Below are 21,311 nucleotides of genomic sequence, written 5' to 3' on the forward strand. Positions count from 1 at the left end.
ACTTTCTAGAATCAGGAGGATTTATTATTGGAGTTTCTTAAAAAATCAAAAATTTTTGCAGGTCTAGTGATCGTCTGTCTCTTAGGGATCGCGGTCTGGATCTATTCAAATATACTGTTTGTCTTTCGACCACTGGAAGCCATCTTTTCTAGTGTCTTTTTACCAGTATTGATTTCAATTTTTATTTTTTACATCTTTTTACCTTTCTTTAATTGGGTAAAAAAAAGAACGAAAAAGAAAAGCATTGCGCTATATTCGACATTGCTGCTGATCGTTTTTGCAGCGTATTTGATCGTTCAGGTGATTGGACCAGCATTAGCCTATGAGATGGGGCGTTTTATCAATCAAATTCCCATCATCATCAATTTGGTGATCGATACTATTGATCATTCTTATTTAGAAGAATTATTTGGTCCTTTTATTGATTCGATTGATATTTCCCAAGCTAGCAACTTTGCCTTACAGTTTATTACCGGGGCAACCAATAGTCTGACGAGTTTGATCTCCATCGTTTCTCATTCAGCGATCGTCTTGTTTACGATCCCACTGTTATTAGTGTATATGTTTAAAGACGGTGAGAAAGTTCCTGATTTTTTGGCAAGTAAGACACCGAAAAACTATCAAGGCTTAATGCGACAACTTTGTAGTGATTTTCATCAAGCAGCGTCAGCGTACATCGGTGGGAAATTGCTGGTTTGTTCTTATGTTGCGGTTTCAAGCTATTTCATTTTTTCTTTGCTAGGCTTACAAAATGCCTTACTATTAGGATTAATTTGCGGCGTTCTGGACATTATTCCTTATTTCGGCCCCTTTATCGGAGCAGCACCAGCCTTTTTATTTGCGTTAAGTCAAGACATTCGAACAGCTATTTTTCTGATTGTCGGAATCACGATCATTCAGTTAGGTGAATCATATCTTGTTTCACCATTAGTGATGAAAAAAGTATTGCATATCCATCCAATCATTGCGGTTTTCTTATTATTGATTGCCGGCAACTTGCTTGGATTTGTAGGCATGATTGTGGCACTGCCAGTGTATTCGATCGTGATGGCAATGTCTGGTACATTGTTGCGTTTTTTTCAAGAACGAAAATTAGAACGATCTGTAATTGATAAAGATTCATTATAACGAAAATGTTCTACCTTGCTGTTGGAGCGGTCTCCATCAGCAGGTTTTTTTGTTTTTAAGCACTACGTAGCAAGGCCTAAAGACAAATGCTATACTTATTGAAACGAGAAGGACGATAGGAGTGAGGAAATGAAGGTTTTATGGAACGATCAAATCGTTGATCGAGAAGCGGTGAAAATTGACATTGAAGATCGCGGTTATCAGTATGGTGACGGAATCTATGAAGTGATTCGAATCTATAATGGTCGCTGCTTTATGTTAGGGGAGCATATGACTCGCTTAGAAAGTAGTGCGCAAAAAATTAAACTGACGTTGCCTTATACAATTCCCCAATTAACTGAAAACCTTAAGTTACTGGTTAAAACCGAAGGAATCACAGAAGGAGAGATCTATCTTCAAATCACCAGAGGAATCGCCTCTCCCCGCAATCACGAGTTTCCGTCTGCTGGAGCAGTCAAAGGAGTCGTGACCGCAAATGTGATCCCCTTTGAACGACCTCTGGAAATGCAGCATGCAGGGCTATCTGCGACCGTTCTTCCAGATGAGCGTTGGTTGCATTGTGATATCAAATCATTGAGCTTGTTAGGAAATCTGTTAGCGCTAGATCAAGCGATCGAAGCGGGGTTCGATGATGCACTCCTGCAACGAGATGGATGTTTCACGGAAGCTTCGGCATCAAATCTCTGGTTTGTCATTGATGGTATCGTCTATACACATCCGGATGGACGCTTGGTATTACCAGGTATCACGAAAATGAAGGTGCTACAGTTGTGTCAGCAATTAGAAATTCCTTATCGAGAAGAACCTGTCCCTGTTGAGGCACTAAACAACGCGCAAGAATGTTTTTTGACCAATTCTGTCTGGGAAATTGTGCCTATCGTCAAAGTAGATGGGAAATCAGTTGGCAATGGTACATTGGGTTCGATCACGAAACGTTTGCAAGCAGCCTATATCGCTGCTACAAAGAGTATGTGCGAATCCTAGTTAACAAGCAAAAGAAACGATTCAAAAAAACTTTGGCCCACCCAGCATGTTTTATAGCTAGGTGGACCAAAGTTTTTTCTTGGATACAAGTGCAGATTTTACCATTCACTAGGATTCCACAATTTTCCGTCAAGTTCTCCTTGTTTCAATTCGATTCGAATTTCTTGCTGATGAAGCAACTTGTCTAGTTCTTGCAAAAATGCTTTTTCGTGATAGTCAGCTGTTTCTTTTATTGACTGCTCTATCAGTGGCTTCAGCCATTCGTGATCCATCACAGCACCTCCAATTCAGTTAAAGCGTCATCTAATTCGATCAACGTTTCATGGTTTTCCTGCAACAAGGATAGCAAAGGAGCAAGCTGCGGTTTTTCAGAAACCAAACGCGCCAGCTTTTCGCTAAACCATTGTTGCTTTTGATCAAATGTAAAGGGAGCCGGCATTGATAAAAGTTGCTGATAGGCAATGACAAAGGCTCGTTTCTCTTGTTCTGATTTATACATCAGTTGATCGAGGACAACGATGGGGAGTACCGTCATTTGGTGTTTTTTTGCCATGAGTACCAGTGGGTGCAAAATTTCATTGAAGGTCGTATTTTCTCGGCCGCCTAGCTGAAATTCTTTGGCGGCAACGCCGGTAGAAACGGCGAAACTGATTTCCTTGCCCACCAATGCAGGGGCACATTTTTCCCAAACCGTATCGATCCAAGCTTTCATTTTTGCTGGAACGCTGTACCAATATAGGGGGAATTGTAGAATCAAACGATCGCATGTTTGCAACAGCATCCGTTCATTGGCGAGAGAAAAATCAGAAAGATCATCAAGGAAATGCATGGTGACGTTAGGAAGCTTCGCACTTTCACTAAAGAATCGTTGGGAAAGCGAATTGTGGAAATCCGGATGGCTGGCTACCACTAAAGTTTTTATCATGAGACTGATCATCCTTTCCTATTACATTTACCATATTTTACCAAAAAGAGAAACTAGTCTGCTTTTCTTTTTGTCGAAGTTCTTCTCTTTTAGTTTCGTTTAAGGTACTTCTTTTATACTTGTTATAAGAAAAAGCCAGTAGCGGCTTAAGCGTGATAGAAATGGGGGAATAGAGGATGGAATCAAATGATCCCTTGATGAAAGGTCTAGCAACTATAATAAGGATCGTTGCAAATACAGTGAACTATGTCGAAAATGGACTTGCCAATTGCAAACAACGAATTGATGGAAAGCGTCATACGAAAGAAAATGATTACGGCAACGGGCAAGAGTTTACTGAAGTGACTGTCTACAGATGACCGATGCAAAGAAAATAACAAAGATGGCTCACTCCTCAAAGGGTGAGTCCTTTTTTTTATTTCAAGCCATTCATCATCAGTTTGTACTTTTGTTGAGGGAAGGTATAATGAGTAAATGAAGCATAGTGGAGACGGAAGAATGAAGCAATAGTAGAGAGGAGAAGCAGGTGATGAATCATTTATATAAACGAATCCAATACAAAATTCCAGAGCTGAACCGAGTAGAAAGAACGGTCCTTAACTATTGTTTAAGGGCGCCCGAGAAAGTTTCAGAAATGACGGCCGATGAGTTAGCTTCCCAAACGTACACCAGTCAAGCGACGATCAGCAGAATGGCAAAAAAGCTTGGCTTTACCGGTTTTCAAGAATTCAAATTTTCACTGAAGAATTATCAAACTCTTGAAAGAAAATCATCTACTCAAGCTTCTCTTGGCTTATCCCCACTGATCAAGCAAATGATTGACCAGCTGACGACATCCTTATCAATGATTGAAGAGGCTGACTTTCAGCGCGCTGTGGAAATGTTGCAGCAAGCACAACGAATCGAATTTTTTGCTTTAGGGCAAAGTGCGCCGGTTGCATTATCTGCGAGTCGAAAGTTGCGGTTCTTAGGAAAAACGGTTGGCGATTCAACGGATTGGGATGAATTGACAACCATCGCTAATCAACTATCAAAAAAAGATATGGCTATTTTTATTAGTCATAGTGGGGAAACAATCGGGATGCTAAATTATGCTAACCGGTTGAAACAAAGAGGTGTGCCGATTTTAGCCTGTATTGGTCAATCAACAAGCACGTTGGAAAAGCTTGCCACCTTCTCTTTTTCTGTTGAAATGACAACGATTTATCATCATGAAGTCGATTTGAGCCCACGGATCTCTTTAGCAGCGTTACTGGATATTTTAATTATTCAATACGCCAATCAAATCGAACCAGGACTTGATCCTGAATGACCATTCCATTTTGTGAATGGTCATTCTTGTTTTGGTAACTGTATTGTAAGCCTTCTTGATATCGTTTACATTTTAAGAGATAAAAGTGTTAGGAGGAAATGATATGCAAAAAGGAAAGAAAGCAAGCTGGATGGAAATTTTTCAAGGACTTGGGAAAACATTTATGTTGCCAGTCGCTTTACTCGCATTCATGGGTTTATTTTTAGGGATTGGTAGTTCATTTTCATCTTCTTCAACGATCGACGTTTTCCCATTTTTAGGTGCTCCTTGGCTCCAAGTGGTTTTTCGTTTCATGTCAACGATCGGTGGGTTTGCCTTTAGTTACTTACCCGTCATGTTTGCGATGGCGATTCCTTTAGGTCTAGCACGAAAAGAGAAGGGAGTTGCGGCATTTTCAGGCTTTGTGGGCTATGTCGTGATGCATTTATCCATCAATTTTTATTTACAAGAAACGAATCAATTAGCTACTGCAGATCAACTTCGAGAAGCAGGACAAGAGATCGTTTTTGGCATTCAAACATTATCAATGGGTGTTCTAGGTGGTATTATCGCAGGATTGATCGTTTATAAATTGCATACGCGCTTCTACCATTTTCAATTGCCAGATAGTTTTGCCTTCTTTTCAGGAGCCCGGTTTGTTCCAATCATCACCTCGCTTACTTTAGCTGTGGTCGGGGTGATCATTCCGATGATTTGGCCATTGTTTGCTATGATCATCACAGGAATCGGACATTTGATCCAACAAGCTGGTCCTTTCGGTCCGTTCTTATTTGGTTCAGGTGAGCGCTTATTACTGCCATTTGGGTTACACCATATTTTGGTTTCCATGATTCGCTTTACCGAAGCAGGGGGAAGTCAGCTGATCGATGGTCAGCAAGTCTTTGGGGCGTTAAATATTTTTTATGCGGAATTACAAAACGGTTTAAGCATCTCACCAAGTGCAACGGCGTTCTTGTCTCAAGGGAAAATGCCAACCTTTATGTTTGGCTTACCGGCAGCAGCATTAGCTATGTACCAGACGGCAAAACCTGAGAATCGTTCAAAGATAAAAGGCTTGTTGATTTCAGGCGTCATTGCAACTTTTGTGACAGGAATTACTGAACCAATCGAATTTTTATTCTTATTCATCAGCCCTTTATTATGGATTTTTCATGTCATCATGACAGGTGCTGGATTTATGGTAATGAGTCTATTGGGTGTCACGATTGGAAATACCGATGGGGGCGTGCTTGATTTTCTTATCTTTGGCGTGATGCAAGGCGCATATACAAAATGGTGGCTCGTTCTGATCGTAGGAGCTTGCTGGTTTGCCCTGTATTACTTTGTTTTTAAAACAGTGATCCTTCGCAAGAACTTGAAGACACCTGGTAGAGAAGAGAACAACGATCAAACGAATGAGTTGGAAGAGGAAATGACCTATTCTGGAAAGAGTGGCTACGATGCCCATGGTATTTTGGCAGCTTTAGGGGGAGCAAGCAATATTGATTCTTTAGACAATTGCATTACACGGCTACGCCTCGTTCTAAACGATGGTACATTGGTTGATGATGAACGGCTAAAAAAACTAGGTGCGCTTGGGGTCGTTCACTTAGATGATACGAACGTTCAAGTAATCATTGGAACGAAAGTAACAACAGTCAGAAATCAACTTGATGCGATTCTTTAGCAAAATTGTCAAGTAGTAGGAGTGAAGAAAATGTTTTTTGATGAGCCAATCAATCGTAAAGGAACCCATTGTACCCAGTGGGATTATGTGGAAGACCGTTTTGGTGAAAAAAACTTGTTGCCATTTACGATTTCCGATACGGATTTCAAGGTGCCAGCTGCAGTTGAAGCGGCACTTATCAAGCGGATGCAGCACCCGGTATTTGGGTATACACGTTGGAATCATAATGAATTCAAGCAAGCGGTCTGCAAATGGTATTCTGAACGCTTTAAAAGTAGGATCGACAGCGATTGGCTGGTCTACAGTCCTTCCGTCATGTATAGCATCAAACTACTCGTCACCTTACTCAGCAATCCAGGAGATGGGATCATTATTCAGACGCCAGCGTATGATGCGTTTTATAAAATGATCAAAGAGAACAAAAGAAAAATCGTACCTAATGCACTCATCTATGATGCCAACTCGTATCGCATTGATTTTGAAGAGCTAACAAGATTGATGGCACAGCCTGAAAACAAAGTTCTTCTCTTATGTAGTCCTCATAACCCAACTGGGAGAGTCTGGCAAAAAGATGAGTTGCAACGAATGATCGAATTGGCGAAAACCCATGATGTATTTATCATCTCTGATGAGATTCATATGGATATTGTAAGAAAAGGACAAAGGCATCAACCAATCATTGATTTGTTGCAAAAAAAAGTAGCCCTTGTTACTTCGGGTAGCAAAACGTTTAATTTCCCAGGGTTGATTTATTCTTATGGAATCATTCCTGACTCCAAATTGCGTGATCGCTTCTTAACTCAGTTAAAAGAAGCCGATGGGTTGAGCTCCACCAGTATTTTTGGCATGACCGCAACGATTGCTGCCTACGATAATGAAAGTAAGTGGGTGGATCAGCTCAATGACTATCTGGATGATAACATTGCTTATGTGATTGCTTATTTACAGGAATATCATCCAGAACTCGTGGTCACGAAAAGCGAAGCCACGTATCTTATGTGGATTGATTGTACAGCACTGGATTTAACGATGGTGGAATTGCAGCAACGAATGATTCGTAAGGGAAAAGTCGCGATTATGTCAGGGGAAATCTATGGGAATGAAGGGAGAAATTTTTTACGCCTAAACGTTGGCTGTTCGCGAGAAAAACTCATTGATGGATTGAACCGATTCACATTGAGTTTGACATAACAAAAAAGAACCCACTGAGCAATCAGAAAGATCCTGTATTCTTTCTGATCGCCAGTGGATTTTTTAGTCTTTCGTCCTGTGGGGAGTTGATGTAGTAGTAGCGGGGATTGGTTCAACGACATGGAAATAGCCTTTTTTGTCTTGAATGATCAGCATATCTTGCTGACTCTGGCTCTTGATGATTTCACCTTTAACAATTTCGTTGGTGACAGTCCGATAAATACTTGCAGTCATGCTCATTCCTCCCAACGTTTTTTCCCAACTGGTCTTCAATAGGGGGACCAGTACAAATCAATTGCTTGATTTGTACCAGCAAGGAAAAAGAAAACGAATTGGTATCTTTAGTATAGGAGAGCAATGTTTAGATTGCTGCAATTCCATGTAAAGTTTTTGTTAATCCTTTTATTTTCAACGATTGACTAATCGGCTAAAGAAAAACGCAAGGCCATTTTATTACTGCCAGACTCCACCATTTTTCCTAGTAACGTTGTTGCATTTTTTAAATACAGTTCGGCCATCTCAGCGTTGGCTTCTTCAAGCAGACGAGTAGGCTCCTTTTCAGCGGAAGCTTTACGATCAGTTTCTTGTTGGATGCGGCGACAAGCCGCCATCGTTTCCATTTCAAAACGGTTGGCAAGATCACTATAGCGATCGTAGTCGCTGTCCCCAATCAACGCCAAGGTGCGTCCTAACCAATAGCTATTTGTTGGATCGTAGGTCTTTGTCGTATCACAATAGCCAAGTGGGGTCTTAGTGATAGCTGCATAAAAGGGCACAACGCCGTTGAAGGTATTGGGGCCAAAGGCGAGCCAATGAATGCCAGCGATTGCTGCAGGCACGTGGTTGCGGATCTGCAAAATATGGACTTGCTGGTTGCGATTGAGAGCAATCGATCGAAATTGTGTTTTTTGTGTCTCGGTCCCTGTACCGTAAGGGTCAAAAGGCGTATTTTGGAAGTGGGAGCTCAATGCCCATTTTACATCTTCCACGGATAGCTTTTGTTTTGGGTAGCATACAAACGGGAGCTCTTGATCGATCGGTTCAGCAACTGTTCCGCTAAAGTGTTTTTGAATGTACCATGCCCGCGGGTTGTTGTAACGGGTATCTTTTTCTGAGGAGCTGCCAAAAATATGGCGTAGATTAATGCCTTCAAAATCAGGATTTAATTGATAGTCTTCAATCAACTGTTCGAGATCCTGCGAACACAACGTCATTTCTGAGGCGAAATCGAAGTGATCAATGTTTAAGCGATTGGGTGCCACGACATAGGCATCATCTGGTATGCGAACAGCTGCCCAGTGATGTCCACCGATGGTTTCCATATACCAAATTTCCTCGGCATCAGAAAACGCGATCCCGTTGGCTTCGTAGGTCCCATAGGTTTCTAAGAGTTCCCCTAGGCGAAGAACACCTTCTTTAGCGGAATGAATGTAAGGCAGTACAATGCTGACGAAATCAGCTTCCCCGATACCATCTTCCACATATGGATCAATGGCCAAAACGCGTGAATTGGTCGTAATCGTTTCTGTCGCAGTCATGGCGATATTTACTTCATTGATTCCTGAAGCTGCCCAGACTCCTTGGGATTCATCTGCTTCAGGTGTCGAAGTATAACGTAAGGGATCCTTAGGTAAACGGATTCGACAGCCGCTTAAAACGGCGTAAAATTCATTTCCTTGCTGTTCTGGAGTGATGACGACGAATTTTTGCGGTTCCGAACCGCTCCCTGAATCTTCATTACGGGCAATCATGGTCGAGCCGTCAATCGATGCTTTTTTTCCTACTAGTAAAGTGGTACAGGACGCTTTTTTTCTATCCATCTTTCCAACACTCCTTCATTTCTTCTTACGAATGATTGAAGCTAGTATACCCATAGTCACATGGATTTACAATGCTTTCTATAGAGGGGAACAAAAAAATTTCGCCTTTTTTATTTATTTTTAGTACAATAAGGTGTTGTAAAAAAAATCAAAGGAGCCATTATTATGAAGAAAACAGTAATTTTTAGTTATATTTTTTTACTAAGTCTGGTTTTTGCCGGATGTGCCAAACCATCGATGGATGCGGGTAACTCCTCTAGTGACTCTTCGTCAGTCCAACAAAATGCCGAAGAGCGCACTGCCCAAATCAGCTTCAATAATAAAAGTGAAGAGCAAGACCAGGAGATCGAAACCAAAACGGTCACTTTTAAAGAAGGGGTTTCTTTGATGACTATCATGAAAGAGAACTTTGACTTGGAAGAAAATCAAGGGATGATCACCAGCATCGACGGTTTAGCCCAAGATGAAAAAGCTGGCTATTATTGGACATATACGATCAATGATGAAATGATTACGACTGGGGCAGATGATACCTTTTTAGGAAACAACGATAAAGTGGTTTTCACCTATGAAAAATTCGAATAAACCACTTGTATTTGCTGGAAAAGAAATTGCTTATTTAGGGTTGCTTGTAGCAGCAGCCGTCGTCGGCAGGACACTTTTTCAACCTTTACCCAATGTTCAACCAATGACGGTGATCTTTTTATTAGTAACCATCCATTTAGGTCTTAGTCGTGGATTGATCGTTTGTCTGCTCTCGATGCTGATTACCAATTTTTACATGGGAATGGGGGTATGGACGATTGCCCAATTGATTAGCTATGCCGTCGTAATTTTTGGAATGTATCTATTATCAAAAAGCAAACTGTTTATGAAAAAGTTGTATTTACAAGTCATTTATAGTGTATTTGCAGGTTTTGCGTATGGCTTTGTGATATCTTGGATCAGTGTCAAGCTTTATGGGTTTCCTAGCTTTTGGGCTTACTATTTTCAAGGAGTGAGCTTTGATGCGTTGCATGCAGCGGGGAATGGCATCTTTTATTTGATGCTGGCACCGATTTTTCTGCGACTTTTCCAACACTACTATCCAAATAAAGACAGCGAAGGGCACTAAGCGCCTCGCTGTCTTTTTGCTTGACTCAGCAGTCGTGGTGACAAAAACGTCTATGTCTAGAGGAAAAGTCTTTGATGATCAAACGTGTTGAATGGGGCTATGTGAGGAAACAAGCAGGCATATTGTTGTGCAAAAGCGTTTTCTGCAGGTATCCTTAAGGTATCTAAGGAAGGATGTGGCTTTTGATGAAATGGATCGTGAAAAAAGATGATTTAGAAAGCTACCGTGCGAAGTTCCATGGAAAACTGGCTGGTTATGCCGAGGAAGCCAAAATGATTGCCCTGCCAACACCAAAGTATTTTATCGTGGTGGTTGACGAAGAAAAAATCCACTTGATTCAGTTAGATCTGCAATTTCATGAAAAAGGGATGCAGACAATTATGATCCATGAGATCACAAAATTACAACTAGGCGGTGTGGTAAATAAAAAAGTTCAGATTCAGACACCTTCGTCCACTGTCAAATTAATGATCAAACCGTTGGCGATCGGTATCAAAGAGGAGCAAAAAGCCTTGATCGATCGGTTTACCAGAATGTCGCGATAAACATCGGAGGAACACGCGGGAAAAATCAGCTGGATTTTTTCAGAAAAAAAGCAAGGGCAGTTGTCTGCACTTGCTTTTCGTGAGTCCTGTTATTCTGGCGTACCGACGATTTTAATAAATTCATCGATATTCTTGATCTTCATATGTTTGATCACTAACTGTTCCCGCTTGTTCCATTTTCCTTCAACTTCTAATTGGTATTTATTTAATGGAAGGCGTAAGACATAGCTGGCTAAGTAGCGATCCTTAATAATGCAATTTACGATTTTGTGGTCTTCTAAAAGTTGGATACCTGTCAGCATCATTGGCGTTTCTTGAAAAACGCGGCTATTGACTAACAATCCAGTGTGGGTTTCGTTCATGGGATCTTCCTTTCTGATAAACCTGGGATAAATCATCTTTCTGTCTGTTATGTTACCTGATTTGCATCAGAAAGGCAATTCCTATAATAAATCCTCGTTATTATAGGTCAAGCACAAAGAAAGGAGGGAAACGACATGGTTGGGTATAATCGTTTCTCAAATGAGTTTCAAAAGGCTTCGAAAGAACTCCGTGAAGGGAAGAAGTCCAAAAATGCCAATAAGGGGCTGCGAACCCGACAAAAAATCGCTGCTGAAAAAGAGCAAAAAGCACAAAATGCTTTTTCGACTGGTTTTTTGATCGGTTCCTTCAGAGAGTTATTCCGCAAAAAATAAGCAAGTTCCGCTGCCAAAGCGGGACTTGCTTTTTGTTTAGAATAAATAATTGAAGAAGACACCATTGAGAAAGGAAAAGCTTAGATAGAATAGAAAAAGTGTTACGATATCCAGCGGTAAACCTTTTAGAATTGGCGGAATCGTGGCAATTTGATTCCGTGTATGAACCCCTGACAAAGCACAAGAAAAGAGGAAATACATGCCTACAGCAACAAATAAATTGGTTAAATAATCGGTATAGGGAAATTGGGTCACGGTGGCGATCGTCAGCAAGAGAACATTGACTAGGAGCGTTTTTTTTAGATCAGTCGTCAAGAAACGTTTTTTTGCAGGAACGATCAGTAAACACAAGCCCCCCGCAATCAAGGCGATGATGGCAGCACTTACCAAGTTGGTGACCACTTGATTGCCATAGACGAAACGATTTTGAAGTAAAAGATAAAAGCTTAACCCACTGAACAAGTAAGCGACCGCAATGATCCCTGAGAGGAAAACCACCCGTGTCGTCACGTTCGGTTTTTTCTCTTTGACGGTCGGTGCCAAATTTTGACAGGCGTAATTTGTGAGTAGAATGACTAGAAAGACCACTAGCCGATTGGCGATCATCATAAGGAACCCTCCTTTTTTACGATTTAGCTCATGATTTTAAGGTTGAACGGGGTCTTTTTTCCTTCCCCTAATATGCGAAGGCGGAAGAAGCGATCAATAAGTGGGGTGAAACAATTCATGATCAAGATGGCATAGCTCATGCCTTCATTTGTAAAACCAAAGAAACGGAAGAGCACAACGAGGAGGCCAACGCCTAAGGCAAAAAGATTTTCTCCTGCTTTTGTTCCTGGTGTCGAAGAATAATCAGTCGCCATATAAATCGCACCCAACATGGCACCACCACTGATGATATGACCGATGACCGTTTGCCAACTGCCAGTAAAAAGTCCTTCTGGACCAAGGATAAAAGCAAAGAGCCCGATCGTCGCAAAGATAATCAGTGGGATACGAGGGGAGATGATTTTCTTGTAAACGAGAAAAATCCCACCCAACAGTAAAAGTAAGGCACTGGTTTCACCGATTCGTCCTCCGGTAAATCCTAAAAAGGCATCCACTAGTTCAGAGCCACTCAACGTTTCTCCTGCTTTCATGACAGCTAATGGTGTGGCACCAGAAACAACATCGTTCGCTGTAGCCTGCGAAACGACATCAGGTGCGATGCTGCCAAAAGGTGGATCAGGCCAACTGATTAGAAACATTTGGTTATAAAACAAGCCAATCAACAGGGCTCGACCGCCGAGGGCTGGATTTAGAAAATTATAACCAATACCGCCAAAAAATTCTTTGACGATGATTACGGCAAACGCCACCCCAATCACGGGAAAATACCAAGGTGCGGTTGGTGGGAGGTTCATCGTTAAAAGCAAGGCCGTCACGACGATGCTTAAATCGAAGCGAAACGGCCGTTTGACAAGATAGGACCAAAGTCCGTCGGCAGCAAACGCCGTGGCTAGTGCAATGAAAAACAAGCCATAAACTTTCAATCCAAAAAGGTAGCCAGAGAATAAAACTGCTGGCAGCAAGGCTAATACCACACACCCCATGATTTTAATGGTCTCGTCATTGCTGCGAATATGGGGGCTTGGGGGTGTTTCTTGATTTTTCCTTTGCTGAAAGAGACGTTCGCTATCGGAATCCTTGTAATAATCAGGCACTTTCCTTCGCCTCCTTTTGCAACTGGGCAACTTTGCCTTTTGCGGCAGTGATATTGGCAGCTAAGGAACGTTTAGCTGGGCAGACGAAGGTACAGGCACCACAATTGATACATGCTTCTGCCAATAATTCTTCACACTTTTGATAATCCCCCGCTCGATAAAACTGATCGATCTCCATTGGCATGAGGCGCATTGGACAAGCTTCGACACATTTGTTGCAGCGAATACAGGGGTTTTCGGCATAGAGCCAATCGGTTTCTTCATTAAAAACAACGATGCCGTTGCTGCCTTTGGTGACCGGAACTTTCAAGGTTTTGACGGATTTTCCCATCATTGGTCCACCAAGAATCAATTTGCTGGGGGCTCCTTGAAAGCCGCCGGCAAAGTCGATCAATTCTCCTGCGAGTGTTCCTAACGGATTTTTGACGATGCAGGGATTTTGAACATCGCCGGTAACGGTTGTATAGCGTTCAATCAACGGTTTGTCATAACAGACCGCTTCGCCGATGGCAAAGCTGGTGGCAACATTGATCAAGACGATACCGATATCGGCAGTCAAACCACCTAACGGCACCTCTTGATCGGTCAATAACTCTACTAACTGCTTTTCACCACCGGTTGGATAAACAGTTGGGACAGTAACGACTTCTATCGTGTCATCCTCTGCACTTGCGGCTTGCATGGCTGAAATGGCTCTTGGTTTGTCATCTTCGATGCCTATTATGATTTTTGGACCATCCAGTAACTTTTGGGCAATCTTTGCACCGTGAATGATTTTCTGGGCTTCTTTTTGCATTAAGAAAGCATCACTGCGTAAGAACGGTTCACATTCAGAACCATTTAAGATCAAAGTATGGATTTTTTTGGTTTCATCAATACTGAATTTGACATGGGTGGGAAACGTTGCACCGCCTTTGCCGGCGACGCCGCCTTGACGGATTTTGTTGAGGATGGTTTCGTTAGCAGCAGATTGCCAGTCGAAGGGGGCTGACAAAAAATCATTTTGATAAGCATAATCATTTTCAATGATGATGGTTTTTCCTTCTTCATTGTTTTGATTCGGCCAATCGACCATGTCGACGATTTTACCCGAAACAGATGCATGAATTTTGGCAGATACAAACGCATCAGACTCAGCGATCACTTGCCCTTGCTTGACGTAATCACCAACGGAAACAATCGGTTCCACCGGAGCACCAATATGTTGTGCTAAAGGGATAAAGACCATCGTGGGTGAAAAGGTAAGAATTTCATCTTGTTCGATCATTAATTTTTCTTTTAACATTTTTAATGGGGGACTTAGTGAAATACCGCCAGTAAATGTTCTCATAACCAACACTCCTTTCTCTCCTAAGTTTATTCTAGCATGCCATAAGGAATCACAAAACCCAAAACGCTTACATTTCACAAGAAAAACTTCTTTCGGTTGACATATGATTGTTTATTCATATATAATAAGTCTATAAATATGATTGATCGTTCATATGACAAATGGACTAGAGGAGGTTTTAATGATGGCTGAACATACTTGTCAACATGATCACACAAAAATGGAGGGGCATTCTCATACTCACGATCATGGGACTCTCCCACGTAACATTTATTTTGTAGGCTTACTGCTCTTTATACTGGCACTTTTTGTTCCGAACCAATGGGTGAAAGAAGGGTTTTATTTTGCTGCGGTTTTATTAGCAGGTTATCATATTTCGTGGGAAGGAATCGAGGATACCATAAAGAGTACCAGAGCCAATCGGCGATTCACACCGAATGTACATCTTTTGATGTTGTTGGCAGCGATTGGTTCCATGGTCATAGGAAATTTTAATGAAGCAACTTTGTTGATTTTGATTTTTGCAGGCGCTCACTTCTTAGAAGAATACGCCGAGGGACAAAGTCGAAGAGAAATCACCAATCTTCTCAAATTGAATCCCACGGAAGCCCGTTTGATGGGTCCGGATGGGAAAACCAAAAAAATTGCCGCTTCTGAGATAAAAAAAGGAGATATTTTGCAAGTGCTACCTGGTGATCAGTTAGCAACAGATGGCGTAATCCTTTCTGGAACGAGTGCCATCAATGAAGCTTCGATCAATGGGGAAAGTATTCCTCGAGAAAAGACTACAGGAGACGAAGTCTATGGGAGTACGATTAATGGAAACGGCACATTTTTGATGGAAGTCACGAAAGACAGCTCTGAAACAGTCTTCTCAAAAATTCTTTCAGTGGTGGAAGCGGCGCAATCAAATCAATCACCGACCGAAACACGAATCAAAAAAATCGAACCAATCTATGTAACAGTTGTTTTCGTTGCAGTCCCTTTGTTCATTTTGACTGCACCGTTTCTCTTTGGTTGGGATTGGTATACAAGTTTTTATCGTGGGATCGTAATGATGATTGCGGCTTCTCCTTGTGCTCTAGCGGCAAGCGCCGTCCCTGCTAGTTTATCGGCGATCTCGAATCTAGCGAAAAAAGGGATTCTTTTTAAAGGGAGCAATTACTTGACCAATTTCGCTCAGATCAAAGCGGTGGCTTTTGACAAAACGGGAACTTTGACCGTCGGAAAACCTACAGTCACGGAAGCCGTTTTCGCTGATACGATCGATCGAGCAGAGGCAGCAGCGGTCATCGTTTCGATGGAAAAGCAAGCCAACCACCCATTAGCAGATGCGATCGTTTCTTATTTCGAGAAGACAGAGAAAATACGAGAAATCGAACAGTTGACTGTCACAAACGAGATTGGTTCCGGTTTAGGTGCCGTCGCAGGAACAAAAACCTATCGATTAGGAAAAAGAACCGAAAACACCCAGTTAACAGGTTTGATGGAGCAACAGTACCGTCAATTGGAAGCGCAAGGAAAAACAATGGTCGTGTTTTCCATCAACGAAGAGGTTACGGCGATCATCGCATTGATGGATGAGCCGAACGAACAGGCAGCTTCTGTGATTCATTATTTGAAAAATGAAGGTATCCATACTGTTATGATCACCGGAGACAGTGCTTCTGCTGGTGAAGCAATCGGTCAGCGCTTAAAGGTTGACCAAGTGGCTGCCAATGTTTTGCCTGAGAACAAAGCGGAAGCGGTACGAGCACTCCAAGAAGCATACGGACAAACCGCCATGGTGGGTGATGGTATCAATGATGCCCCTGCACTTGTTCAAGCAGACATCGGCTTTGCGATGGGGGAAGGGTCAGATGTTGCGATTGAAGTAGGAGACGCAGTGATCATGAAGAATGATCTTTCGCGTTTTGCATATGCCTATCGCTTAGCGAAGAAGATGGATCGGATCATTTGGCAAAATATTTTTTTCTCCATGTTTATCGTCGCGTTATTAGTCGGCTTGAATCTATTCGGCATGATGAACATTGGGTTGGGGGTATTTGCCCATGAAGGCAGTACATTGATCGTATTGTTTAACGGGTTACGTCTTTTGCGTAAACTGCCAGAAGCATAAAAAAAGCGGCTATCGAAAGATAGCTGCTTTTTTAATGACTGAATTGTGTCGAAGTTGGAAAATCAAAGGCATCGATTTTTTGTAATCGATTTTCGATCCTTCTTAGAATTCCTTCAGAGGATTCTAACGGTTTGATTGCATGATAAGCAGTCAGCAATAGGACTTTTTCTTTAGCAGGACGATTTTCGATGCGATAGATATTGGCTAATCGTTCAACATATTCGTAATGACTATAGTCCGTTTTATTGATCAAGAAGTGCAAGAGATCTTTTGCTTTCGCATAGTCTTCTTGAAGATAGAAACTGATCGCTTCACGATACAATTTGATATCGAGTTCTTCGATTTGTTCTGGATTCGCTTTTAACGCACGCCACTCATTGATCGAGATTTTTCGTACGACTTTGCCAGTTGCATCGGTCAAAAAAATTACCGGCACATCATTTGGATGTTTTGCTTCTTGCTTGATTTTCTTCATGTCGCACCTCCCGCCTCTCAATGGACTGACTGTTTGATATCTCCTATTTTAAAAGGAATAGCGGGAAAAGTCTACATGTAGATGTTAGATTCGTAGAAAATTTTAAAACATTCTCATTTATTAGGCTCTTTTTCGTTGAAAATGATTAATAGCGTCGGATGCCCCCATGAAAATCAAGATACCGCCAAAAATTTGGAAGAACAGTAGCCAAGTGGCGAATGGATTCAATACGAGAACGAGTCCAGCAGCAATAATCAAAAGACTGATGATTAAGCTCGTGATGTAAGGTAAGCCAATGCGTTTTTGGTTAAAGCTTGCCATTAAGCGGGTGCATCCGCTGATGGTGATCATGATCCCTAAGAAAAATGGCACGATGGCAAGTAATCCTTTGGCAAAAACTAAAATCGCAGCTGCAGCAATCAACAGTAAGATACCAGAGACCGACTGCACATTGCGATAGCCCTTTTGTTTTTCTTTGTAGCTCGTATACAAGCTGATGATCCCTAGACATGCGATGTATCCGGCAACGAGATAAACGATCGTGTTGAAGACAGATCGTGGTGCAATCAAGATAATGAAGCCGAAGACGATATATACGACGGCACGAAGCAAGTCATAGCGTTGTAATTTATCAAAAAATGCATTCATGATAATTCCTCCTTTTTTTCTTATTGTACCGAATTCTGGTGAAAATAGATATCAAAAAACCTAGGAAATAGGCTAAGCCTTTTGTAACAGATCATTTTTTGGTAAAATAGGGAAAAGAAAACAGAACGGAGAGTTTTATGAGTGGGTTAACGCTATTGATGTGTGCCTTTACGATCGTTTTGTACCTCTATTTATTGGTGGTACGCAAAGAGATTCACTTTATTGCTGTTGAGCGCAAACTAAGCAAAATCGCTATTACGATCTTTTCAGTAATGATTATCCTATCCATGTTGATGATGGATGACCAATTGGATAATCAGGTGCGAGGAATCGTTTCAGGTTTTGTCTTTTTAAGCTTTGTGCTAGACAGCCGCGGGTTAGCCCTAGATCGAATTATTGTCCATCCAATGAGTATTAAAGGGGTACTGTACCAAGACATTGATCGGGTCGTATTATTTCAAGAAAAGGAAGGGCAGCCCATCAAGATGAACTATTTTCGAAAAGGGATGCGGGGACCATTAATGAAATTCAAACAACCGTTAGCTGAATTGGTGGTATTTTTGTCGGAGCACTTGAATGAAGGAACACCGATCGATATTCTGGTCGATCATGATCAAGGAAAAAATGACTAAAAGACCCTTGATTGCTGCCGTATGTGGCCGTAATCAAGGGTCTTTTGTTTAAAAATCGGGAATCGTTTTTAATGGAAAACGCGGAAACGTTCGTCATCATTTAAAAATTCTTTTTCATTTGGTTCGCTTTGTTTTGAACCAAAAACTAATTGGGCCCGCAGCTGCCAATTTTCAGGAATTGACCATTCAGCTACAACAGCATCATCAATTACTGGATTATAATGTTGTAAGTTGGCGCCTAATCCGGCTTCTTCTAAAGCTACCCAAACATTCGCTTGGGCAATCCCATTCGATTGTTCTGCCCAGACCGGGAAGTTATCTGCATAAAGGGCAAATTGGTCTTGCAAGTTCTTAACGGTATCTGTGTGAATAAAGAATAGAACGGTTCCATAACCTGCTTTAAAGCCAGCAAGTTTTTGTTTCGTTGCTTCAAACGCCTCCGGTGGTGTCAATGGTTCTAAAGCAGCCTCCGTTAACGTCCATAATTTTTCGTGGGCATCGCCAAATAAAATCACGGCACGTGGCGATTGTGCGTTAAAAGCAGTTGGGCTGTTTTTTACTGCTTCTTTCACGATGGCTTCGATTTCTGTATCTGAGAGTGAAACATCTTTGCCTAATCCATAGATTGAACGGCGCTGTTTGATCGTATCAAGAAATTTTGTCATAGTATTCCCACCTTTTCTATTGTCATAGAATGAAGTATACATTCTTACTTAATGTTAGTAAAACAAAATGCTTTGTAAGAAAAAAGTCAGGCAAACGCGCCTGACTTTTTTTCTTACTGGGCATCAATGGCGATAAATTTGACAGTCACGTATTCTTCAGGACCATATTTGCCGTTTTCACGACCAAAACCGGAATGTTTGACGCCGCCGAAGGGAGCCGCTGGGTTTGAGATCGCAATGTCATTGACCCCAACCATCCCATATTGGAGGTTTTGGGCTACATCCGAGATTGTTTGCAGATTCGTTGAAAAGAAGTAAGAGGCTAATCCAAATTCCGTATCATTTGCCGCGGCGATGACTGCTTGTCGATCCGTAAATGAGATCAATGGAATCACGGGTCCAAAGGTTTCTTCATAGTAAATAGTCATGTCAGGAGTGATGCCGTCGATGACCGTTGGTGCAAAGAAGTTGCCTTTTTCATATTCACCTTCAGTAAGCTTCTTCCCACCGAATAAGACTTTAGCCCCTTTATTTACCGCATCTTCCAGCTGGTCGATGATTTTTTTAACGCCTGCTTGATTGATCAAAGGACCAACGGTGGGGTTCTCTAAACCATTACCAACAGTTACGGCTTCCATTTGCCCTAATAGCTTTTTAGTAAAGGCTTCTTTGATGGATTCTTCGACAAAAATTCGATTGGGGGATGTACAGACCTGACCGTTGTTGCGGAATTTTGCTGCAATTAATTTTTCAGCAGCTAAATCTAAATCAGCATCAGCAAAAACAAGAAACGGGGCATGGCCGCCTAACTCCAATGAAACTTTTTTCAGAGTTGGTGCAGCTTGTTCGTATAATTTCATCCCAACTTTCGTGGAGCCGGTAAAGGTGATTTTTTTAACTTGTTTGTTCTCAGTCAACTCTTTCCCGATTTCAGAAGAATCCCCTAAGACGATATTGACGACTCCGTCAGGAAGGCCCGCTTGTTGAAAAAGTTCACCTAAAGCCAATGCTGATAGGGGTGTTTCTTTAGATGGTTTCATAACAAGGGTACAGCCAACTGCCATGGCAGGAGCGATTTTTCGAGCAATCATATTGGAAGGAAAGTTCCAAGGCGTGATCGCACCAACAACACCGATGGCTTCTTTTCGCACCAGCCAATGATTGTGTGCAGGAGCTGGAATCACTTCGCCGTAGACCCGTTGTGCTTCGGCGGCATTCCAACGGAAATTGTCTACGTTGGATTGGATTTCTGCCTCTGCCTCCTTTAATGGTTTTCCTTGTTCCATGCTCATAATTTTTGCCAAACGGTCGCTTTCTTGTTCCATTAAATCAGCAATCTTGTTCATCAAATCGGCTCGCTCTCGAGGCGAACGTTTTGACCAATCTGTGAAGGCTTTCGCGGCGGCATCGATCGCTTGCTTTGTTTCATCGATGCCTCCTTGGCTGACTTTTACCAGTTCTTCATTAGTGGCAGGATTGGTAACCGAAACCGACTCTTTTGTTCCTTCAAGCCATTTTCCGTCAATCAATAACTTCGTGGGCACTTGTGGTAACTGTTGGTTCATTTTGGCACTTCCTTTCAATAATGGGTTCTATTTCAACCGTAGCACGGATTAGATAAGATGACAATTCATACGCAAGTCCAATAATTCCCCAAATTTTCATAAAGAACCAGAGAGGAGATGTCCTGCTCCTTTCATTTTATGGTAGAATAGAAAAATAAGAATGTTTGTTCGATTCTTGGGAAATATAGTTAAAACATTCAAGGAGTGAGGGACGCGTGCAACAAGTAAAAGAGCTTTTAAAAACAGTAGGATTTGTCGTGATCTTTACTTTATTCCTCTTGTTATTAAGACAGTATGTCTTTACCCCTGTGATCGTAAAAGGAGATTCGATGGACCCCACATTACATGATGGTGAGCGGGTGATTGCTTTGAAAAATACCGAGATCGAACGTTTCGATATCATAACGTTTGAAGCACCGGATGAAGCAGGCAAAAACTATATCAAACGCGTAATCGGATTACCTGGCGACCAGGTTTCCTATCAAAACGATACCCTTTATATCAATGGACAAGCATATGATGAACCCTACTTGGATGAATTCAAAGCAGCTGTCGCAGATGGCTTTCCGTTGACTAGTGATTTTGATATGGGGTTATTTGGTGTTGAAGTCATTCCTGAAGGTCAAATTTTAGTGTTAGGGGATAACCGTCGAATTTCCAAAGATAGTCGTCAATTAGGTCTGATCGATGAATCAACAATTTTGGGGGATGTAAAATTTGTTTTCTGGCCAATTGCCGATTTTGGTATGGTAGGCAAAGAATGAAATTCTGCGATTGTTATTTTGTTTTTAAGG

The 21,311-nt window shown here is 41.7% G+C and carries 25 protein-coding genes; 13 read left to right on the top strand and 12 right to left on the bottom strand.

From position 1 onward, the window contains the following. The first annotated feature begins 27 nt into the window (after nt 1-27). On the top strand, nt 28-1,128 hold the full coding sequence (locus IGK63_RS07285) for an AI-2E family transporter (RefSeq protein WP_008381956.1): 1,101 nt from the start codon (nt 28-30) through the stop codon (nt 1,126-1,128). A 129-nt stretch (nt 1,129-1,257) separates the two neighbouring features. Continuing rightward, the gene (dat, locus tag IGK63_RS07290) at nt 1,258-2,112 is read left to right on the top strand and encodes a D-amino-acid transaminase (RefSeq protein ID WP_008381954.1); all 855 of its coding nucleotides are present in this window, start codon (nt 1,258-1,260) and stop codon (nt 2,110-2,112) included. Nucleotides 2,113-2,210: 98 nt separating this feature from the next. On the opposite strand, the gene IGK63_RS07295 is transcribed toward dat, so the two are convergent. Both IGK63_RS07295 and IGK63_RS07300 read right to left on the bottom strand, forming a co-directional pair. Continuing rightward, nucleotides 2,211-2,384, bottom strand: coding sequence for a hypothetical protein (locus IGK63_RS07295; protein ID WP_016612105.1), 174 nt, complete (start codon nt 2,382-2,384; stop codon nt 2,211-2,213). Next, on the bottom strand, nt 2,384-3,049 hold the full coding sequence (locus IGK63_RS07300; protein WP_016612106.1) for an NAD(P)H-dependent oxidoreductase: 666 nt from the start codon (nt 3,047-3,049) through the stop codon (nt 2,384-2,386). Before IGK63_RS07300 ends, IGK63_RS07295 begins: the two co-directional genes overlap by 1 nt. 164 nt (nt 3,050-3,213) lie before the next feature. Here IGK63_RS07300 and IGK63_RS07305 point away from each other — a divergent pair, with 164 nt between their 5' ends. The 4 genes from IGK63_RS07305 to IGK63_RS07320 all read left to right on the top strand — a co-directional run bounded on the left by IGK63_RS07305 (nt 3,214) and on the right by IGK63_RS07320 (nt 7,206). Beyond that, complete coding sequence (locus IGK63_RS07305) at nt 3,214-3,396, top strand: hypothetical protein (protein ID WP_016612107.1); 183 nt, start codon at nt 3,214-3,216, stop codon at nt 3,394-3,396. Nucleotides 3,397-3,566: 170 nt separating this feature from the next. After that, nucleotides 3,567-4,349, top strand: a complete 783-nt coding sequence (locus IGK63_RS07310; RefSeq protein WP_016612108.1) for a MurR/RpiR family transcriptional regulator — start codon at nt 3,567-3,569, stop codon at nt 4,347-4,349. A gap of 103 nt (nt 4,350-4,452) precedes the next feature. After that, the gene (malX, locus tag IGK63_RS07315) at nt 4,453-6,015 is read left to right on the top strand and encodes a maltose/glucose-specific PTS transporter subunit IIBC (RefSeq protein WP_034871995.1); all 1,563 of its coding nucleotides are present in this window, start codon (nt 4,453-4,455) and stop codon (nt 6,013-6,015) included. Nucleotides 6,016-6,045: 30 nt separating this feature from the next. Next, a complete protein-coding gene (locus IGK63_RS07320; protein ID WP_008381945.1) occupies nt 6,046-7,206 on the top strand; it encodes a MalY/PatB family protein in 1,161 nt (386 codons plus the stop codon). A 63-nt stretch (nt 7,207-7,269) separates the two neighbouring features. On the opposite strand, the gene IGK63_RS07325 is transcribed toward IGK63_RS07320, so the two are convergent. Beyond that, entirely contained in the window at nt 7,270-7,440 is a 171-nt protein-coding gene (locus tag IGK63_RS07325) for a hypothetical protein (protein WP_005236154.1), read from the bottom strand. Nucleotides 7,441-7,625: 185 nt separating this feature from the next. Next, on the bottom strand, nt 7,626-9,026 hold the full coding sequence (locus IGK63_RS07330) for a C69 family dipeptidase (protein ID WP_005236152.1): 1,401 nt from the start codon (nt 9,024-9,026) through the stop codon (nt 7,626-7,628). Nucleotides 9,027-9,191: 165 nt separating this feature from the next. On the opposite strand from IGK63_RS07330, the gene IGK63_RS07335 reads away from it, so the two are divergent. The 3 genes from IGK63_RS07335 (at nt 9,192) to IGK63_RS07345 (ending at nt 10,685) form a co-directional block, all read left to right on the top strand. Further along, nucleotides 9,192-9,611: a DUF4430 domain-containing protein gene (locus tag IGK63_RS07335; protein ID WP_016612115.1), complete on the top strand. Its 420-nt coding sequence runs from the start codon at nt 9,192-9,194 to the stop codon at nt 9,609-9,611. Then, a complete protein-coding gene (locus IGK63_RS07340; RefSeq protein ID WP_016612116.1) occupies nt 9,595-10,140 on the top strand; it encodes an ECF transporter S component in 546 nt (181 codons plus the stop codon). Before IGK63_RS07335 ends, IGK63_RS07340 begins: the two co-directional genes overlap by 17 nt. 173 nt (nt 10,141-10,313) lie before the next feature. Beyond that, nucleotides 10,314-10,685: a hypothetical protein gene (locus tag IGK63_RS07345; RefSeq protein WP_005236147.1), complete on the top strand. Its 372-nt coding sequence runs from the start codon at nt 10,314-10,316 to the stop codon at nt 10,683-10,685. Between the two features lie 89 nt (nt 10,686-10,774). On the opposite strand, the gene IGK63_RS07350 is transcribed toward IGK63_RS07345, so the two are convergent. Then, a complete protein-coding gene (locus IGK63_RS07350; protein ID WP_005226206.1) occupies nt 10,775-11,047 on the bottom strand; it encodes a hypothetical protein in 273 nt (90 codons plus the stop codon). 135 nt (nt 11,048-11,182) lie between these two features. On the opposite strand from IGK63_RS07350, the gene IGK63_RS07355 reads away from it, so the two are divergent. Beyond that, nucleotides 11,183-11,380 (top strand): hypothetical protein, encoded by a 198-nt coding sequence (locus tag IGK63_RS07355; protein WP_005236143.1) that lies wholly within the window; start codon nt 11,183-11,185, stop codon nt 11,378-11,380. A 36-nt stretch (nt 11,381-11,416) separates the two neighbouring features. On the opposite strand, the gene IGK63_RS07360 is transcribed toward IGK63_RS07355, so the two are convergent. Genes IGK63_RS07360 through rsxC form a run of 3 tightly spaced genes read right to left on the bottom strand, consistent with a single transcriptional unit; the run spans nt 11,417 to nt 14,413 of the window. After that, nucleotides 11,417-11,989, bottom strand: coding sequence for a hypothetical protein (locus IGK63_RS07360; RefSeq protein ID WP_008381938.1), 573 nt, complete (start codon nt 11,987-11,989; stop codon nt 11,417-11,419). A 23-nt stretch (nt 11,990-12,012) separates the two neighbouring features. Further along, nucleotides 12,013-13,083 carry an RnfABCDGE type electron transport complex subunit D gene (locus tag IGK63_RS07365; protein WP_016612117.1) on the bottom strand — a complete coding sequence of 357 codons (1,071 nt, stop codon included), beginning with the start codon at nt 13,081-13,083 and terminating at the stop codon, nt 12,013-12,015. Then, complete coding sequence (gene rsxC, locus IGK63_RS07370) at nt 13,076-14,413, bottom strand: electron transport complex subunit RsxC (RefSeq protein WP_008381935.1); 1,338 nt, start codon at nt 14,411-14,413, stop codon at nt 13,076-13,078. The genes IGK63_RS07365 and rsxC overlap by 8 nt, the downstream gene beginning before the upstream one ends. A 184-nt stretch (nt 14,414-14,597) precedes the next feature. Between rsxC and IGK63_RS07375 the strand changes: the two genes are divergently transcribed. Beyond that, the gene (locus tag IGK63_RS07375; protein WP_429972469.1) at nt 14,598-16,532 is read left to right on the top strand and encodes a heavy metal translocating P-type ATPase; all 1,935 of its coding nucleotides are present in this window, start codon (nt 14,598-14,600) and stop codon (nt 16,530-16,532) included. A gap of 31 nt (nt 16,533-16,563) precedes the next feature. Here the strand turns inward: IGK63_RS07375 and IGK63_RS07380 are convergent, their stop codons facing one another. Then, the gene (locus IGK63_RS07380; RefSeq protein WP_008381931.1) at nt 16,564-17,007 is read right to left on the bottom strand and encodes a hypothetical protein; all 444 of its coding nucleotides are present in this window, start codon (nt 17,005-17,007) and stop codon (nt 16,564-16,566) included. A 120-nt stretch (nt 17,008-17,127) separates the two neighbouring features. Then, nucleotides 17,128-17,655 carry an HdeD family acid-resistance protein gene (locus IGK63_RS07385; RefSeq protein WP_008381929.1) on the bottom strand — a complete coding sequence of 176 codons (528 nt, stop codon included), beginning with the start codon at nt 17,653-17,655 and terminating at the stop codon, nt 17,128-17,130. 137 nt (nt 17,656-17,792) lie between these two features. Here IGK63_RS07385 and IGK63_RS07390 point away from each other — a divergent pair, with 137 nt between their 5' ends. Beyond that, a complete protein-coding gene (locus IGK63_RS07390) occupies nt 17,793-18,287 on the top strand; it encodes a hypothetical protein (protein ID WP_005236128.1) in 495 nt (164 codons plus the stop codon). Nucleotides 18,288-18,355: 68 nt separating this feature from the next. Here IGK63_RS07390 and IGK63_RS07395 read toward each other — a convergent pair whose 3' ends face one another. Continuing rightward, entirely contained in the window at nt 18,356-18,952 is a 597-nt protein-coding gene (locus IGK63_RS07395; protein ID WP_034872000.1) for a nitroreductase family protein, read from the bottom strand. Nucleotides 18,953-19,065: 113 nt separating this feature from the next. Beyond that, the gene (locus tag IGK63_RS07400; protein WP_005236125.1) at nt 19,066-20,517 is read right to left on the bottom strand and encodes an NAD-dependent succinate-semialdehyde dehydrogenase; all 1,452 of its coding nucleotides are present in this window, start codon (nt 20,515-20,517) and stop codon (nt 19,066-19,068) included. 215 nt (nt 20,518-20,732) lie between these two features. On the opposite strand from IGK63_RS07400, the gene lepB reads away from it, so the two are divergent. Then, the gene (lepB, locus tag IGK63_RS07405; RefSeq protein ID WP_005236123.1) at nt 20,733-21,281 is read left to right on the top strand and encodes a signal peptidase I; all 549 of its coding nucleotides are present in this window, start codon (nt 20,733-20,735) and stop codon (nt 21,279-21,281) included. Nucleotides 21,282-21,311: the final 30 nt, after the last annotated feature.

The organism is Enterococcus sp. AZ040 (assembly GCF_050499185.1).
Classification (GTDB): Bacteria; Bacillota; Bacilli; order Lactobacillales; family Enterococcaceae; genus Enterococcus_D; species Enterococcus_D entomosocium.

Excerpts from the sequence above, each read along its gene's own strand:
- dat (WP_008381954.1), top strand. The coding sequence starts at position 1,258 with ATGAAGGTTTTATGGAACGATCAAATCGTTGATCGAGAAGCGGTGAAA.
- IGK63_RS07295 (WP_016612105.1), bottom strand. The coding sequence starts at position 2,384 with ATGGATCACGAATGGCTGAAGCCACTGATAGAGCAGTCAATAAAAGAA.
- IGK63_RS07300 (WP_016612106.1), bottom strand. The coding sequence starts at position 3,049 with ATGATCAGTCTCATGATAAAAACTTTAGTGGTAGCCAGCCATCCGGAT.
- IGK63_RS07305 (WP_016612107.1), top strand. The coding sequence starts at position 3,214 with ATGGAATCAAATGATCCCTTGATGAAAGGTCTAGCAACTATAATAAGG.
- IGK63_RS07310 (WP_016612108.1), top strand. The coding sequence starts at position 3,567 with ATGAATCATTTATATAAACGAATCCAATACAAAATTCCAGAGCTGAAC.
- malX (WP_034871995.1), top strand. The coding sequence starts at position 4,453 with ATGCAAAAAGGAAAGAAAGCAAGCTGGATGGAAATTTTTCAAGGACTT.
- IGK63_RS07320 (WP_008381945.1), top strand. The coding sequence starts at position 6,046 with ATGTTTTTTGATGAGCCAATCAATCGTAAAGGAACCCATTGTACCCAG.
- IGK63_RS07325 (WP_005236154.1), bottom strand. The coding sequence starts at position 7,440 with ATGACTGCAAGTATTTATCGGACTGTCACCAACGAAATTGTTAAAGGT.
- IGK63_RS07330 (WP_005236152.1), bottom strand. The coding sequence starts at position 9,026 with ATGGATAGAAAAAAAGCGTCCTGTACCACTTTACTAGTAGGAAAAAAA.
- IGK63_RS07335 (WP_016612115.1), top strand. The coding sequence starts at position 9,192 with ATGAAGAAAACAGTAATTTTTAGTTATATTTTTTTACTAAGTCTGGTT.
- IGK63_RS07340 (WP_016612116.1), top strand. The coding sequence starts at position 9,595 with ATGAAAAATTCGAATAAACCACTTGTATTTGCTGGAAAAGAAATTGCT.
- IGK63_RS07345 (WP_005236147.1), top strand. The coding sequence starts at position 10,314 with ATGTGGCTTTTGATGAAATGGATCGTGAAAAAAGATGATTTAGAAAGC.
- IGK63_RS07350 (WP_005226206.1), bottom strand. The coding sequence starts at position 11,047 with ATGAACGAAACCCACACTGGATTGTTAGTCAATAGCCGCGTTTTTCAA.
- IGK63_RS07355 (WP_005236143.1), top strand. The coding sequence starts at position 11,183 with ATGGTTGGGTATAATCGTTTCTCAAATGAGTTTCAAAAGGCTTCGAAA.
- IGK63_RS07360 (WP_008381938.1), bottom strand. The coding sequence starts at position 11,989 with ATGATGATCGCCAATCGGCTAGTGGTCTTTCTAGTCATTCTACTCACA.
- rsxC (WP_008381935.1), bottom strand. The coding sequence starts at position 14,413 with ATGAGAACATTTACTGGCGGTATTTCACTAAGTCCCCCATTAAAAATG.
- IGK63_RS07375 (WP_429972469.1), top strand. The coding sequence starts at position 14,598 with ATGGCTGAACATACTTGTCAACATGATCACACAAAAATGGAGGGGCAT.
- IGK63_RS07380 (WP_008381931.1), bottom strand. The coding sequence starts at position 17,007 with ATGAAGAAAATCAAGCAAGAAGCAAAACATCCAAATGATGTGCCGGTA.
- IGK63_RS07385 (WP_008381929.1), bottom strand. The coding sequence starts at position 17,655 with ATGAATGCATTTTTTGATAAATTACAACGCTATGACTTGCTTCGTGCC.
- IGK63_RS07390 (WP_005236128.1), top strand. The coding sequence starts at position 17,793 with ATGAGTGGGTTAACGCTATTGATGTGTGCCTTTACGATCGTTTTGTAC.
- IGK63_RS07395 (WP_034872000.1), bottom strand. The coding sequence starts at position 18,952 with ATGACAAAATTTCTTGATACGATCAAACAGCGCCGTTCAATCTATGGA.
- IGK63_RS07400 (WP_005236125.1), bottom strand. The coding sequence starts at position 20,517 with ATGAACCAACAGTTACCACAAGTGCCCACGAAGTTATTGATTGACGGA.